Raw genomic sequence first — 15293 nt, 5'->3', positions numbered from 1 at the left:
TCACGAGAGCGGAATCGGCCGGAGAACCGCGTACACTTTTCCTCATCCCGCTCTCACTAATTTGCCCCTCACATGAGGAATTCGCTGTCAATCCCTGCCGTGTAAGAGGACTTTCCTCGTTGTTCGACGGGTGCGGTCTTCCTCTCGTCCCGACCTTGTGCGTTTTTCTGGGATCGGGGGTGGATCGGGGCAAGGGTCGGCCATCGGCCGGCCGCGCAGCGGCTTGCCCTTGCGGCGATCCACCCCCGATCCCACGATGGCGTGTCGGGTCCGTGGTTGCATGCCCGTGTGTCGAGGCATTGCCGCGTTGCCTGCGCTCGTTTTCGCGAGAAGCCGGGGAGCCCTTGTCACCATGCGCGTCGGACGGGCCGTTCGGCGCATAACCTCACATACGGTCGCCGCCGGCCGGCGGCTGCACCAATCTTCCGCTTGCAGCGGGAGGGCTCGGGAGAACGGGACTAGTCTCATCCACGGCGTTGTCTGCCAAGGGGCAGTCGGTTCGTTCACCCGGATTCTCCGAAGCCGATCAGGCTGCGGAGAAAGCGTGCAGCGGCATCAGGCGGTGGTCATCGCCATGCCCTCGATGTCGACGCCTTGGGTGACGTATTTCCACACCGCCACGAGAAGCTTGCGCGCCAGCGCTGTGATCATCACCTTTTTGAAGCGGCCGCCGTTCTGCCTGACCCGGTCGTGGAACCAGCGGCTGAGTGCGGTCTGCGGCTGATGGCGCAGCCACAGCCAGGCCAGCTGGATCAGCGTCGCGCGCAGCCGCGGATTGCCCGCCTTGGAGACGCCCTGCTCGTAATCGATCGTGCCGCTTCGCCAGGGCGTCGGCGCCAGTCCGGCATAGGCGGCTACTTGCCGGCGGTTGGCGAACGGCCGGAACAGGCCTTCGGTGAAGAGGACGCTGGCAAAGCCCAGGCCGATGCCCTTGATCTCGAGTAGCCGCGCCATGACGGCGGCGTCCGTCCCACTGGCGGCCGCCTGCGCCTCGGCCGCCAGTGCCTTGAGCGCCGCCAGCAGCGCCTTCAACTGCTCAAGAAGCAATTCCAGCCGCTCGAGCAGCCGCGCGAGTTGCGCCTGCAGATGCGGCCCGAGCGCACGCCCGTCGCCGCCGCGCAGCTCCGCCAGGCGCTGCCGGCGGTCGCGGCGCAGCGGCCGGTAGTCGCGGATCCCCTGGGCGAACAGCAGGCCCTTGATGCGGTTGACCGCGCGGACGCGCTCGGCGGTCAATTCCTGGCGCTCCCGCACCAGCCGGCGGCGATCCTCATGCTCCGGCGTCGGCGCCTTGACCATCGCGCAGACGCGCGGCTCGCCGCGCTTGAAGGCCAGCAGCGTGCGCACCAGCATCTCGCCATCGATCCGGTCCGTCTTCGTCCGCCGGCGCCGCCGCGGCATGGCGATCGAGGCAGGATCGACGACATGGCTCTCGATCCCCTCGGCCTCCAGAGCCCGGTGGATCCAGAAGCCGTCGAGACCGGCCTCCTGGACGACGATCACCGGAAAGCGGCGACCGGTGCGCGCCTCGGCCTTGCGCCTGAGCGTCGCGAAGCGTTCGAGAAGCCCGGCCAGATCGCCGCCATCCACCTGGTGCCGCGACATCTTCTCGCCCCCGCCCGGCGACAGCGACGTCACCAGCCATGTCGACCGCGACAGTTCCAATGAAACGAAAATTGCGCCAAGATCAGTGCGGATAGTGCCCGTGCAATCGGGGCTTCGTGTAATCACAGCCATGAGACCCTCCAAGGTGCTGGGTTGGTAACACCACCACTTTGGCAAAAGCCGCGGCGCTATCCACCCCCTCATGGAATCTCATCCGGCCTGTCGGCCACCTTCTCCCCGCAAGCGGGGCGAAGGACCCCTGGGCGCCTCCGCCACCATGATTACCAGCGTTGCGCGGGGCACGTCCCCTCGCCCCTTGGGGGACCTAACGGCGCGACCGGGCGGTGACGAACTGTACGAGCATTGCCAGGATGATGATCAGTCCGAGATAGACGTTCTGGTGATAACCCGGCACGCCGGCGAGGTTCATGATGTTGGTGATGATACCGAGGATCAGCGCGCCGAGCAGCGTGTTGAACATGCCGCCGCGCCCGCCCATGAGGCTGGCCCCGCCAATGACGACCGCCGCGATGACATCGAGCTCCGCACCGACACCGACCTGAGGCGTGCCGATGCCCGTCCGTCCCGCAGCGACGATGCCCGCGACTGCGGCAAGCGCGCCGCTGATGACATAGACCGACAAGACATAGCGCTCGACCGGCACGCCGGAGAGCCGCACGGCCTCCTCGTTCGAGCCGATCGCGGTGACGATGCGGCCGAAGCTCGTATAAAGCAGCACCACGCCCCCGATTGCATAGATGACCAGCATCAGGATCGCTGGCTGTGGAATGCCGAAGAGAAAGCCGCTGCCGAAATCGACGAGCGACGCGCCGGGCGATCCCATGGTGATTGGGCGGCCAGCACTGATGATCAGCGAGATGCCGCGGGCGATCGCCATCATCGCCAGCGAGATGACAAAGGACGGCAAACGCATGTAGGCGACGAAGAAGCCGGTGACCACGCCGCAGGCGGCGCCGGTCAGAATGACCAGCAGGATCGCCATCGGCACGCCGTAGCCCTGTGCCGCGACAAGGTGGGCGCAGAGCACCGATCCGACGGCGGCGATGGAGCCGACCGAGAGGTCGATGCCCCGCGTGAGCACGACGAAGAGCATGCCGATGGCCATGATGCCGGCGCCGGAGGCGACCTGGCGCACGACGTTCATCAGGTTGCGCTCCGTCAGGAACGCATCGGACCAGAAGGACGCGACGATCACCAGCACCAGGAAGATGCCGAACGTGCCGTAGTGGCGGATCGCGTCCAGAACGCGCGGCGTAAACGACGAGGGCGCGGCGGCGCTTGCGGACGTAATGCTCATTGGCTTGTCTCATCCCTTTCCCTGGCCGACCGGGTCATTGCCAGCGTCAGCAATTGCTGCTCGGTGAACTTGCTTTCGGTGAGTTCGCCGACGATAGCCCCTTCCGCCATCACGAGAACGCGGTCGCAGATGCCGAACAGTTCCTGATGTTCGGACGAAATAACGAGGATTGCTTTCCCGGCTTTGGCGAGGTCATTGATCAGATTGTAGATTTCGCCTTTCGCTCCGACGTCGACGCCCCGCGTCGGTTCGTCGAGGATGAGCAGGTCGCAATCGGCGTGAAACCATTTGGCAAGCGCCACTTTCTGCTGGTTGCCGCCGGAAAGGCTCGAAACCGGCGCGTCGACGCTCGACGCCTTGAGGCGCATCTCGGCGCCAAGCGCCACGGCGACCTGCCGCTCCTTGCCCGCGTCGAGGAAGCCGAGACGGGATATGCTGCGGATCCTGGCAAGCGTCGTGTTGATCCGGATCGGCGCATCGAGGATGACGCCCTGCTGCTTGCGGTCTTCCGGAACGAGGCCGATGCGGGCGCGCACGGCCTCGCGCGGTGAGGAGAGATGGAGCGGTTTGCCGTTGAGTTCCACAGTGCCCGAATCCATCTTGTCGGCGCCGAAGACGAGGCGGGCGACTTCGGTACGGCCGGAACCGACGAGACCCCCGAGGCCGACGACCTCGCCGGCACGGACCGAGAAACTGACGTCGCGGACCTTGCGGCCGCGCGAAACGTTGCGCACGCGGACGACCACCTCGCCCGGCACACGCCCGGCCTTGGATGGAAAAAGCGCGGACATCTGCCGCCCGACCATGCGTGCGATCACCGCGTCGACATCCGTTGCGGAGGTCTCCAGCGTTTCCACATGCGAGCCGTCCTTCATGACGGTGATGCGGTCTGAAAGGTCGAAGACCTCGTTCAGACGGTGGGAGATGTAGACGACGCCGGTACCGCCCGCGCGCAACTCGCGGATGATCGCGAGCAGGCGCTCGGCATCGGTGTTGGCAAGCACCGCGGTCGGCTCGTCGAAGACGATGATGCGCGCCCGGTTGGAGAGTGCCTTGGCGATCTCCACGACCTGCTGGTGGGCGACTGTCAGGCGTCCGGCGTGGATGGCGGGGTCGATGTCGAAGCCGAGACGTTCGAGGATTTCGCTGGCTGCCTTGCGCAGCCGGCGGTGATTGACGATGCGCGGCAGGCGCCCGAGAAAGATGTTCTCCGCGACGGTCAGGTCGGGCGCCAGCGCCAGTTCCTGATGGATAACCGAAATACCCCGGCCGGCGGCGCCCCGCGGGCCGGAGTGCTGCATCGTCTCGCCGTGAATGCTGACGGTCCCGGAGGTCGGCTTCATTTCGCCGGCAAGCACGCGCATCAGTGTGGATTTTCCCGCGCCGTTCTCACCGACCAGCGCATGGACTTCGCCGGCCCTCAGGTGGAAGTCGACGCCCTTCAGGGCCTGTACTCCGCTAAAGTTCTTGCTGATGCCGGACAGTCTGACAAGTACGGTCATTGGCTCTCCAGGGATGCACCGGAGACCCGGTGCATCCTTTCTTCGTCGATCAGAATACGGACTGCGGGTTGTAGTATTTGTCGACGTTGTCAGCGGAGATGACGTCGGCCGGCGTCAGGTGCAGCTTCGGGAAGTCGGCCGGAAGCTCGCCCTTGAAGGCCTTGTAAGCGATATCGAAGGCGGTGCGTCCGACGAGGTCCGGATCGTTCAGGCCGGTGGCGCCGTAGGTCCCTTCCTTGACCATCTCCAGCGCCTCGCGCTGTCCGTCGGCCGCGGCGGCAAACAGGATGCCATCGAGACCGGCAGCCTTCGCGGCCTGAACCGCGCCGAGGACCATGGAGTCGTTTTCGCCGACGACGAGGTTGGCGTCCGGATGGGCCTGGAACAGGTCTTCCGCAGCCTTCAGCCCGCCGTCCGTCGCCCAGTCGCCCCAGCCCTGGCCCAGAATCTGGAGGTTGACCGCACCTTCATTGACGAGCTGGCCTTCCACGATGCCCTTGATGACGCCCATGCGGCGATCGAGGCCGCCGGGATTGCCCTGATTGCCGGACAGGAGGAGCATCTTGATCGGCGTGCCCTTCATCTTTTTGGCGATCCAGTCGCCGACGAGACGGCCGTTCTCGTCATTCGAGGAACGGACCTGGGTGACGACGTTGGCCTTGGGATTCAGCGTGGAATCCATCACGACGACCTTCACGCCGGCCTTGGTAGCGGCGTCGGCGGCCGGAACGAGCGCCTCCTGGTCACGCGGGTTGAGGATCAGAATGTCGATTCCTTTGGCGATCATGTCCTCGACGTCGTTGATCTGCTTGGAAAAGTCATTCTGACTGTCCGCCGTCGTGATCTCGCAACCCCGGTCCTTGGCCGCCTTTTCAACCGCAGCGACCTGCGCCGCGAAATAGGGCGCATTGAGCGAGGGCATGGTGAGGCCCACCTTGCACTCCTCGGCCATGGCAGCAGAGGTCAGGCAGAACAAGGCCACGGACCCTGCCAGAAGCGTCTTGATGCTGGACATTGTAACTCCTCCTTATTGATTGCTGTTCGTTCGTTCCGGCATCCGGCATGGATGCGGTCACCAGAGCGTGTATCCTCCATCCGCAAGCACGATCGATCCGGTCATCAGGCTGGCCGCCCGGGAGGACAGGAAGAGGATCACGCTTGCGACCTCGTGGTCCTTGCCCATGCGCGCCATGGGCGTGGAATCGAGCCAGCGGTCGAGCATGGGCCTGTCGTTCTCGACGAGCGCGTTGAGCGGCGTTTCGATGTAGGTGGGCGCGACCGCGTTGACCCGCACGCCACGCGGCGCCCATTCGGCGGCGAGCGACTTGGTCAGGTGGTGTACGGCGGCCTTCGAGGCGTTGTAATGCGCCTGCGGCTGGGGCCGGTTGACGATGAAGCCGGACATGGAGCCGACATTGACGATCGATCCGCGACCGGCCGAAAGCATGTGCCGGCCGAAGGCGCGGCTGCACCAGTAGACGCCGTTCAAGTTGACGTCGATGACTTTGAGCCAGCGTTCGTCCTCCATGTCCTCGGCCGGGATGTCACTGAGCGCGATGCCCGCATTGTTGACGAGGATGGAAGCGCCGCCTTTCACGGTTAGTTCGTCCGCGATTGCCTGCATCCGGGCGGGATCGGTAACGTCGCCCTCGTGCACGGAGACGTCGTAGCCCTTCGCCTGAAGGATCGCATGGGCCTCTTCAAGGAGCGCCGAATCACGTTCGATGATGGCAAGGCGCGCGCCTGCCTCGCCGAGCGCATCGGCGCTTGCGAGCCCTATGCCGCGTCCTCCTCCGGTGACGACCGCAAGTTCGCCATCGAGCCTGAAGCGTTCGAGATACACCCCTATCCTCCCTCTATGCATGCCGTAGCCCGACCTCCGGGCGCGCGTCCGGGAGGCCGCGCAACTGCGCGGCCCTCGGCTGCGAACCGTCGGTCTTCGATTTTGCTGTCCGGGAGCCGATTGCGGCCCCCCCGCTACTCCCGGACTTGATGTCCCAGCCCAGTCTGTTATATCAGAAAGTCTTTTTGTAATGTTGTACGTACATCGTAATCAGAATGCATTGCGAGTGTCAACGCCCCGTGCACCAGTCCGGACGCATTTAAAGATGTACGCTTGTCAGGTCATGGGTACGACAGGCAGAGTTACCCGCCACGGTACGAAAGGCAGAGATTCGCATGAGCATCGAACGCAGTTCACCCATCCCACTTTATTTTCAGCTCGCGGGGGAGCTGCGGGCCGCGATCGAATCCGGCGCTTATCCTCCCGGCAGCAAGCTGCCGACCGAAGGCGAACTCTGTCAGCAGTACGACGTCTCGCGCAGCGTCGTCCGGCAGGCGCTTCAGTCGCTTGCCCACGACAATCTCATCGAGACGGAGCGCGGCCGCGGCGCCTTCGTGCTGGAACGCAAGGTGCCGATCGCGCTCGTCCAGCAGCTCGATCCCCTGCTTGAAAGCATGGCCAAGGCCGGGTTCAAGCTGACGACCCGGGTGTTGAAGCAGGAGCGCATCAAGCCGCCCGCCCATGTCGCGGAGCAGATCGGCGAAAACGATGCGGTGTTTCTGGAGCGCCTGCGCTATGCGGACGGGGTGGTTTTCCTCGTAGTGCGCAACTTCCTGCCCTACTCGCGCTTTCCCGACCTGTTGCAGTCGAAGGAGCTCGAGGACGTCTCCCTCTATCAGTATCTTGCCAAGCGCTATAACGCCGTGGCGACGACCGGCAAACGGCAGGTCGAGCTCGCCCGCATCAATGAAGAGGCGATCGCCGCCCAGTTACATGTGGAAATGAACAGCTACGTCCTGTTCAACCGGGAAGTCACCTACGACCAGAACAAACAGGTGCTCGAATATTACGAGTCCTGGCACCATCCCGATCGCACCCGGCTGACCATCGACCTGCACCGGACCTATTGAGACCGGTGCGGCATTCTCAGGCGTGCTTGAGGCCACGATAGGTGGCGCGAAACCGGGGCAGGAGTGCGTCGAGCCCCTGGAACGGGCGGGGTTCGATCGGCCTGCCGAGATCGTCCGGGAACGGGATGGCCTCGATGGAGCGCCAATGGCCGGCGGCCATGCCGCCGAGATAGGCCGCGCCGATTGTGGCATTGCCGAGATCGTGTGCCGGCACAAGCGGCACCTCCAGAATATCCGCCAGCATCTGCTGCCAGCGCGGGTCCGTGCTGCCGCCCCCGGTCAGGAGTATCCAATCGGCCGAAACACCGACACCGCGCAAGGCATCCCAACTGTCGCGCACGGCGAGGGCAACGCCTTCGAAGACCGAGCGGATGAGCTGGCTGCGCGTGCAGCCAAGGCGCATATAGGCCCAGGCGGCCGAGGCGTTCGGATCGAGCAGCGGCGCTCGCTCGCCCGTCACATAGGGCAAGAAGATGACGCCGCCATTGCCTTCGTTCTCCTCGAAGCCGGAGCGGTACATTTCCGCCCAGGAGGCGCCGAGGACGGTGCGGGCCCATTCGAATACCGTGCCGCCGTTCTGGAGGGCGGCCATCGAGTAGAGATTGCCGCCGATGCCGCGATAGCTGTTGTAAAAGGGCTGGACCCGCGGTTCGATGGATTCGACCACCGACATGATCTGGATGCCCGATCCCACCTGGAGGATGGTGGAGCCGGGCTTCGTCTGGCCCATGCCGAAGAGGCAGGAAGCCGTATCGGAAAGACCTGCGGCCACCGGCGTGCTGGCAGCAAGGCCGAGCTCTGCGGCCGCGGCCGCACTCAACCTGCCGGCTATCGAATGGGATTCGACGATGGGCGCAAGGATCGCGGGATCGATCGTAAGGGCGCTGAGGACATCGGTTGCCCAGCGGCCGGCTCCGACATCGTAGAGCAGCGTCATCGACGCGTCGGAGGGCTCGGTCGCCACCTCGCCCGTCATGACGAGCCGCAGCCAATCCTTGGGGGCGAGAATGCGGCGAATCGCGGCATAGGTGGCCGGCTCGTTCCGTCGCAACCACAGCAGGGAGAGACCGGCCATCCCGCTGACGAGGGGATTGGCGAGCGGACGCCGCACCGGTTCCGGGAGGGCAAGCACCGCCTCCATTTCCGCCGTCGCACGCTGGTCGGCCCACAGAATGGCGGGCCGAAGCGGCTTGGCGTCTGCACCGACGGCGACAAGACCGTGTGCCTGGCCCGAGAGGCCGATGCCGCGAACGTCGCCACCGTGCCCGTCGCAGCAGGCGCGCACGGCCGCCACCGTTTGTGCCCACCAATCCGCGGGTGACGTCTCGGCATAACCCGGCATGGGCGAGGAGACGGGATAGGCCCGCGCGGCCTCGGCGACAGCCTTGCCGTCGCCATCGATCAGAAGCGCTTTGACCGATCCGGTGCCAAGGTCGATGCCGAGATACATGCTTTCCCCATCATTGGATCATCGTGTCAGCACAGGAACTGACCGGCCTCGGATACGATCCGCTCAGCCGTCAGGTTCATGGCGCGGTAGATTTCCGGTCCTGGCGCGGATTCGCCGAAACGGTCGACGCCGACGACCGTACCCGGTCCCTTGAGGAACTGGTACCAATAAAGCGGAGAGGCCGCCTCGACAAATACCGTCGGCGTGCCGAAAGCCAGCACGCTTTCCTGATAGTCACGGTCCTGCGCTGCGAAGAGATTGCCATTGGGAATGGAGACGAGCCGAACCGCCTTGCGCTGCCCCTCCAGCATCGCCGCGGCTTCGAGGACAAGGCCGATCTCGGACCCGGTCGCAACGAGGACGATATCGGGCTTTCCGCCCGCGTCCTGCAGCACGTAACCGCCGCGACGGATACCGTCGAGATCGCCGCTCCGGTGCGCGAAAACCGCACCGTCCTGTCGCGCAGCAACGATAACGCTTGGCCCTTCACGCTTCAGCGCCGATTCCCAGGCAACGAGAGCCTCCAGTTCGCTGCCCGGCCGCCAGAGCGACATGTTCGGGATCGCGCGGAGCGCCACCAGTTGCTCGCACGGCTGATGCGTCGGTCCGTCCTCGCCCACTCCGATCGAATCGTGCGTGTAGAGGAAGATGGTCTTGAGGCCCATCAACGCCGAAAGGCGCACGGCATTGCGGCTGTAATCGCTGAACACGAGATAGCAGGCGCCGTAGGGGATGAGACCGCCATGGGCCGCCATGCCGTTCATCATTGCCGACATGCCGAACTCGCGCACGCCATAGTGCACGAAATTCCCTGAAAAATCGTCCGGCGTGATGGAACGCGCCGCACCTGTCCAGGCCAGCGTCGACATCGAAACATCGGCCGAACCACCGATCACCTCCGGCACGCTTGCGAGGAGATTGCCGAGAACGCGGTTGGAAGCCTTGCGGATCGGTTGCCTGACCGGTTCTTGAGCAAGAATCCGCTCTGCCTCGCTTGCCACGACCGCATCGAAATCGTCCGGCAGCCGGCCTGCTGTACGCCGCATCAGCTCGGCGGCCAGTTCGGGATGCTTTGCCTCATAGGCCGTAAAAAGTGCATTCCATTCGGCTTCCGCCCTCTCGCCGCGCGGGCGGGCGTCCCAGGCCCGCATCACGGTATCCGGCACGACGAAAGCCTCATGCTTCCAGCCAAGGTGCTCGCGGGTGCGGGCCACCTCCTCCACGCCGAGCGGCGCCCCATGCACCTCCTCTTTGCCCTGCTTGTTCGGCGATCCATAGCCGATGATCGTCTTGCAGCAGATCATGGTCGGCTTGTCGGTCGAGCGGCGGGCGGCATCGAAGGCCGCGGTGATTGCCTCCGCATCATGGCCGTCCACGTCCGCGATGACGTTCCAGCCGAGCGCACGGAAACGAGCGGCCGTGTCGTCGGCGAACCAGCCCGGCGTCTCGCCGTCGATGGAGATCCTGTTGTCGTCATAGACGGCGATGAGCTTGTTGAGCTTCAAAGTGCCGGCGAGCGAGGCGGCCTCCTGCGCTACGCCCTCCATGAGGCAGCCGTCCCCGACGAAAACATAGGTGAAGTGATCGACCACGGGAAAACCGTCGCGATTGAACTCCTGCGCAAGCTTCTTTTCGGCCAGTGCCATGCCGGCCGCCGTGGCAAAACCTTGGCCGAGTGGTCCGGTCGTCGTCTCGACCCCTGCCGTGATTCCGTATTCCGGATGGCCGGGCGTCCTGGAATGCAGCTTGCGGTGATCCTTCAGGTCCTGAACCGTAAGCCCGTAGCCGGAGAGATGCAGCAACGAATAGGTCAGCATCGACCCATGTCCGTTCGACTGCACGAAACGGTCACGGTTGATCCATTTCGGATTGGCCGGATTGTGCCGCAGGAAGTCGTTCCACAGAACCTCGGCAATGTCCGCCATTCCCATGGCCGTTCCGGGGTGGCCCGAATTCGCCTTCTGCACGACGTCAACAGTTAGAAATCGAATGGCGTTCGCCAGCGCACGGCGGTCGGACATATGAAGCCTCCAAATATCTCTTCATCCTATAATGTTGTAATTACAACATGACAAGGGAGATTTGCTGGAGTCTTTCCTGGTTCCTGAGGCGCTTCAGCGGCGGCGGTGTCCCGACACATCGACGCCCGCATCGTGCGGGAGGGCGAGAAAGCGCAGTGCGGAAGCCAGCCCTATGGCGGCGATGCAAAGGAAAGCGGCGCGGATATCCGTCAGCATTCCGCCATCCGCCCAGTCCGGGCGCAGGTAGGACGACAGGCGGATGATTGACGCGGCGACGGCGACCCCGAGTAGCTGCGCGAGCTGCTGCAGCATGGCGGAGATGGTCGTGGCTGCACTTCGCTGCGCCGGCGTGACATCGGCGAAGGCGATCGTCGTCAGCGAGGTAAACTGCATCGAGCGAGAGAGGCCGCAGGCCACAAGCAGCGCGAAGAGAAGCATGTGCGGGGTCTCGCCGTCGACAAATGCGAAGGCGCCGATCGTCAGCGCCGCGATCACGCCGTTGACCACGAGCAGCGAGCGGAAGCCGAACAGGCGGAGCGCCGGCGTCGTCACGCTTTTCATCAGCAGATTGCCGAGAAAATAGGCCAAGACGAGCGACCCTGTCTCCACCGCGTCGAAGCCCAGACCCAACTGAAACAGCAGCGGCAGCAGGAACGGCGTGGCATTGACCGCCAGCCGCCCGGCGGTCCCCGCCGAAAGGGTGGCGAAGGCAAAGGTCGGAACCTTCAGCACTGCCATATCGAGAAGGGCATTCGGCGTTCGCTGCAGATGGCGGATGGCGAAACAGCCGGTCAGGACCCCGGAGGCCAGGATGGTGAGCGGGCCGGGACCGACAGAGGCGCTGGAGAGCTCCAGCCCGGCCAAGGTCAGCGCCAGCGCGCCGCCGGTAAGGAGAAAGCCCACGAGATCGAAAGGGCGGGCGCCCTCCCCCGGTACGCGCGGCACGAAGGACGCAACGAGAACGACACCGAGAACGCCAAGGGGCAGGTTGATGAAGAAGTTCCATTGCCAGCCGCTGTGAGTGGTGATCCAGGCGCCGATCAGCGGCCCGATCACCGGCGCTATCAGGGCCGGCCAGGTGATGGTGGCGATCGCCCGCACCAGTTCCCCCTTCGGCGCACCGCGCAAGACGAGCTGGCGCCCCACCGGCGTCATCAGCGCGGCGGACGCACCCTGGAACAGCCGCGCAACGGTGAATTGCAAAAGCGAGCCGGAAAAGCCGCAGGCGACGGAGGACAGCGTGAACAGCACGATCGAGGTCAGAAAGACCTCCCGCGCGCCGAAACGATCGGCAAGCCAGCCGGCGGGGGCAATGAATACCGCCATGGCGAGCAGGTAGGCGGTAAAACCGATATTGAGCGCGACGACGTCGGTGTCGAAGCTATGCGCCATGGCCGGCAGCGACGTCGCGATGATCGTGCTGTCGAGCATCTGCATGAAGAAGGCCACGGCGACGACCGCCGGGACGATCCGGGTGCGATGAAGGGGGAGCGGCGAAGAGGGAATGGAAGTCATCACGAACAGCCGGAGCACTTCCAGGAAAAGTGCGTAATGCTTTTCCGCCCGGAAGTGCGTGGTTCAAATGGTTAGAGCCCTTCGGTGTTTCCATGAAACATTGAAATGCTCTGAAAGGGGCGCCGGTCCATGAACGCCGACGCCCGGGCCTAATACATGTCAGTTGCTGGCGGCAAGTCTTTTGATCGCCGCTTCGTAGAACGACCGGTCGATCCATGTCCGGTAATCGACCTTGCCCTTCAGCAAGCCGGCATCGGCCATGAAGGCTTCCTCCCCCTGGAGCGCGCGAACGGCTGCATCGGTGATTTCGGGATCCTGGTAGAATTTGCCATTTGGATAGGTCGCGCGCACGGCCTTGTCGCTGTTGCCGGTTTCCTTGACGAAGATTGCGATCGTTTCCTCCGGGTTGGCATCCGCCCAACGCGCCGCCGCGACGTCGACGGCAAGCAGGCGGGCGACGATTTGCGGGTACTTGCGTGCGAAATCGCCATTGACGCTGATGAGATGCGGTACGGCCCATTCCGGGCTCCCCGATACGCCGGCATCGAAGATCACGCGGGCCTGGCCCTCTTCGACGAGTTTCTGCACCGGCCCGGTGCTTTCGACGATGGCATCGACGTCGCCGCGGGCAAGCGCCGGCCCGGAGCTTTCGATGCCGAGATTGAGGCTCTCGACGTCGCCGATCGAGAGCCCGGCCGCCTTCAGTGCCTTGGCGAAGGTCGAGTGGCGCACGGTGCCAGAGAGGTACGCGACCTTCTTGCCCTTCAGGTCTTCTATCTTCCGGACCGGCGAATCCGGCTTCACGACGATCTGTGTTTCGTTGGAGCGATTCCAGCTCGAAAGACCGATCAGCTTCACGTCCGCACCGGTCGCCGCCAGGCGGAGCGACGGGTTGTTGCCGATATAGGTGAAGTCGAGGGCGCCGGAGCCGAGCGCAACGGTGGCAGCCGAGCCGCCGTCGAAGGTCGTCAGCTCGATCTTGATGCCCTCCTTCGAAAACTCGTCTTCGAGCAGCTTCTTATGGCGATAGAGAATGAATTTCAGGTGGCCGGGCGCCGTCGAGCCGATGCGGATGGCGTCCGGCTTCGCCTCGCCGGCCAAGGCCGGCGCAAGGCCGGCGACCGGCAGGATCGAAAGGGCCAGAGCAAGTTTCAGAAGCGTCCGGCGAAGCGGGCGGATCGAGGGGGATGTCATCGATGGATCCTTTCGAGATCGGCGGTTCGTTGATGAACGCAGCTACTTTGTACGAGGGTCAGTTCGGTCCGCTTTCGGCGCTACCGCGCCAGCGCGTCGCCCGCCGCTCGCCGGCAACGAGCAGGTAGTTGAGCAGGAGGCCGATGATCGTCAGCGTCAGGATACCCGCATACATCCGGTCGGTTTCCAGCATCAGCGAGGAATGCTGGATGAGGTAGCCGATGCCGGATTGCGCGGCGAGCATTTCAGCGGCGATGACCGAGAAGAGCGAGGTCTTCACGCCGAGCCGCGCTCCCGCGACGATCGAGGGAATGGCGGAGGGGAAGATCACCTTCTTGAAAAGGTCCCAATCCGACGTGCCCATGGAACGCGCCGCCTTGACGAGCAATGGATCGACCGACTTCACGCCGACAATGGTGTTGATCAGCAGGAAGAAGACGGCGGCGTAGAAGGTGATGGCGATCTTCGAGGCTTCTCCGATGCCGAGAACGAGGATGAAGACCGGCAGAAGCGCGAATTGCGACGTGTTGCGCAGCGTCTGGACGAGAAAATCGGAGGCCTTCTCGAAGAGCGAATAGCGGCCCATCAGGAAACCGAGCGGCACGGCGGTGACGCAGGCAAGCAGGAAACCGATCGCGGCACGCTCCAGGCTGATACCGATGTGGTCGGCAAGCTGCCCGGAGACGATCATCTCCCACAGTACCGCGAGCACCTGGCTCAGCGGCGGGAAGAAGAGCGTGTTGATCCACCCGGCGCGCGGCGCGATCTCCCACAGTAGCGCAAAGGCGATGACGGCCGGGAGCCCGAGGGTGATTGTGGTAAAGGTGCGACCGAGCGCCGTCGGCGTCTTCGGCAGCGCGCGCTTTCGGCGCAGGACCAGGGAACTGCGCAGCGGCGGGTTGCGGTCTGCAATGAGGCTCATCGGATCCTCCCTCAGTTGGCGTAGCTGGAAGCAAGAGCCCAGTCGCGCTGAGCCTTGCTCACTTCGTCGCGCAGGCTTTCCCAGACGCGCCCGCGGTAGGCGTTGAAAGCTTCACCGTTGCGGATATCGAGGTCGCGCGGGCGCGGCAGATCGATCTCGACGATTTCCTTGACCCTCGCCGGACGGGCGGTCATCACCACCACGCGGTCGGCCAGATAGATCGCCTCGTCGATCGAGTGCGTGACGAAGACGACGGTCGTCTTTATCTGCTCCCATATGCGCAAGAGCTCGCTTTGCAGGATGTCCCGCGTCTGGGCGTCGAGCGCGGCAAAAGGCTCGTCCATCAGCAGTACCTGCGGATCGGTCGACAGTGCGCGGGCGATCGCCACGCGCTGCTGCATGCCCCCGGAAAGCTGAGAGGGGAAACGGTCCTCGAAACCCTTGAGCCCGAAGAGGTGCAGGAAATGACGGGCCTTCTCGCGCCGCTCGGCGGCCGGAACGCCGCGCACTTCCAGGGCATATTCGACATTCTGCAAGGCCGTGCGCCAGGGAAAGAGCGCATATTGCTGAAAGACATAGGCCGTGCGGGCATGCGGCTTCGACACCTCGATGCCGTCGATGCTGGCAACGCCCGAGGTCGCCCCGGTCAGCCCCGCAATCACGTCAAGCAGCACCGACTTGCCGCTGCCGGAGGGCCCGACCAGCGTGATGAACTCGCCGCGATCGATGCTGAGATCGACGCCGTCGAGCACCGCGATCCGGTTGGAGGTCACGCCGTCCACGGTCACGGTCTGTCCCGGCTTCAGGGTAAAGGTCTTGCACACCCCATTGACAGCTATGCGTTCCATGTTCGTCT

At 64.3% G+C, this 15293-nt stretch carries 12 protein-coding genes; 1 reads left to right on the top strand and 11 read right to left on the bottom strand.

Annotated elements, in window-relative coordinates; all coding sequences use genetic code 11:
* Positions 1-555: 555 nt before the first annotated feature.
* The 5 genes from M1D43_RS00140 to M1D43_RS00120 form a co-directional block, all read right to left on the bottom strand.
* Entirely contained in the window at positions 556-1734 is a 1179-nt protein-coding gene (locus tag M1D43_RS00140) for an IS110 family RNA-guided transposase (RefSeq protein WP_192923391.1), read from the bottom strand.
* Between the two features lie 193 nt (positions 1735-1927).
* Positions 1928-2920, bottom strand: a complete 993-nt coding sequence (locus M1D43_RS00135) for an ABC transporter permease (protein WP_153313115.1) — start codon at positions 2918-2920, stop codon at positions 1928-1930.
* Positions 2917-4422: a sugar ABC transporter ATP-binding protein gene (locus M1D43_RS00130; protein ID WP_153313116.1), complete on the bottom strand. Its 1506-nt coding sequence runs from the start codon at positions 4420-4422 to the stop codon at positions 2917-2919. The genes M1D43_RS00135 and M1D43_RS00130 overlap by 4 nt, the downstream gene beginning before the upstream one ends.
* A 49-nt stretch (positions 4423-4471) precedes the next feature.
* Positions 4472-5437: a substrate-binding domain-containing protein gene (locus M1D43_RS00125; protein ID WP_153313117.1), complete on the bottom strand. Its 966-nt coding sequence runs from the start codon at positions 5435-5437 to the stop codon at positions 4472-4474.
* A 57-nt stretch (positions 5438-5494) separates the two neighbouring features.
* Positions 5495-6265: an SDR family NAD(P)-dependent oxidoreductase gene (locus M1D43_RS00120; RefSeq protein ID WP_318854057.1), complete on the bottom strand. Its 771-nt coding sequence runs from the start codon at positions 6263-6265 to the stop codon at positions 5495-5497.
* A gap of 335 nt (positions 6266-6600) precedes the next feature.
* Here M1D43_RS00120 and M1D43_RS00115 point away from each other — a divergent pair, with 335 nt between their 5' ends.
* A complete protein-coding gene (locus M1D43_RS00115) occupies positions 6601-7335 on the top strand; it encodes a GntR family transcriptional regulator (RefSeq protein WP_010970039.1) in 735 nt (244 codons plus the stop codon).
* Positions 7336-7351: 16 nt separating this feature from the next.
* On the opposite strand, the gene M1D43_RS00110 is transcribed toward M1D43_RS00115, so the two are convergent.
* The 6 genes from M1D43_RS00110 to M1D43_RS00085 all read right to left on the bottom strand — a co-directional run bounded on the left by M1D43_RS00110 (position 7352) and on the right by M1D43_RS00085 (position 15285).
* The gene (locus M1D43_RS00110) at positions 7352-8785 is read right to left on the bottom strand and encodes a xylulokinase (RefSeq protein ID WP_153320822.1); all 1434 of its coding nucleotides are present in this window, start codon (positions 8783-8785) and stop codon (positions 7352-7354) included.
* Positions 8786-8811: 26 nt separating this feature from the next.
* The gene (gene tkt / locus M1D43_RS00105) at positions 8812-10806 is read right to left on the bottom strand and encodes a transketolase (protein ID WP_153313120.1); all 1995 of its coding nucleotides are present in this window, start codon (positions 10804-10806) and stop codon (positions 8812-8814) included.
* Between the two features lie 93 nt (positions 10807-10899).
* Entirely contained in the window at positions 10900-12339 is a 1440-nt protein-coding gene (locus M1D43_RS00100; protein WP_318854059.1) for an MFS transporter, read from the bottom strand.
* 141 nt (positions 12340-12480) lie between these two features.
* Entirely contained in the window at positions 12481-13515 is a 1035-nt protein-coding gene (locus M1D43_RS00095) for an aliphatic sulfonate ABC transporter substrate-binding protein (RefSeq protein ID WP_153313122.1), read from the bottom strand.
* Positions 13516-13573: 58 nt separating this feature from the next.
* The gene (locus tag M1D43_RS00090) at positions 13574-14437 is read right to left on the bottom strand and encodes an ABC transporter permease (RefSeq protein ID WP_153313123.1); all 864 of its coding nucleotides are present in this window, start codon (positions 14435-14437) and stop codon (positions 13574-13576) included.
* Between the two features lie 11 nt (positions 14438-14448).
* Positions 14449-15285, bottom strand: a complete 837-nt coding sequence (locus tag M1D43_RS00085) for an ABC transporter ATP-binding protein (RefSeq protein ID WP_015007896.1) — start codon at positions 15283-15285, stop codon at positions 14449-14451.
* Positions 15286-15293: the final 8 nt, after the last annotated feature.

The organism is Ensifer sp. R1-3 (assembly GCF_056739175.1).
The sequence above is the reverse complement of the archived record's forward strand: the minus strand, read 5'-3'. Positions and strand labels throughout refer to the sequence as shown.

Coding starts and splice junctions, on each gene's coding strand:
- M1D43_RS00110 (WP_153320822.1), bottom strand. CDS start 8,785: ATGTATCTCGGCATCGACCTTGGCACCGGATCGGTCAAAGCGCTTCTG.
- M1D43_RS00095 (WP_153313122.1), bottom strand. CDS start 13,515: ATGACATCCCCCTCGATCCGCCCGCTTCGCCGGACGCTTCTGAAACTT.
- tkt (WP_153313120.1), bottom strand. CDS start 10,806: ATGTCCGACCGCCGTGCGCTGGCGAACGCCATTCGATTTCTAACTGTT.
- M1D43_RS00140 (WP_192923391.1), bottom strand. CDS start 1,734: ATGGCTGTGATTACACGAAGCCCCGATTGCACGGGCACTATCCGCACT.
- M1D43_RS00090 (WP_153313123.1), bottom strand. CDS start 14,437: ATGAGCCTCATTGCAGACCGCAACCCGCCGCTGCGCAGTTCCCTGGTC.
- M1D43_RS00130 (WP_153313116.1), bottom strand. CDS start 4,422: ATGACCGTACTTGTCAGACTGTCCGGCATCAGCAAGAACTTTAGCGGA.
- M1D43_RS00085 (WP_015007896.1), bottom strand. CDS start 15,285: ATGGAACGCATAGCTGTCAATGGGGTGTGCAAGACCTTTACCCTGAAG.
- M1D43_RS00115 (WP_010970039.1), top strand. CDS start 6,601: ATGAGCATCGAACGCAGTTCACCCATCCCACTTTATTTTCAGCTCGCG.
- M1D43_RS00125 (WP_153313117.1), bottom strand. CDS start 5,437: ATGTCCAGCATCAAGACGCTTCTGGCAGGGTCCGTGGCCTTGTTCTGC.
- M1D43_RS00135 (WP_153313115.1), bottom strand. CDS start 2,920: ATGAGCATTACGTCCGCAAGCGCCGCCGCGCCCTCGTCGTTTACGCCG.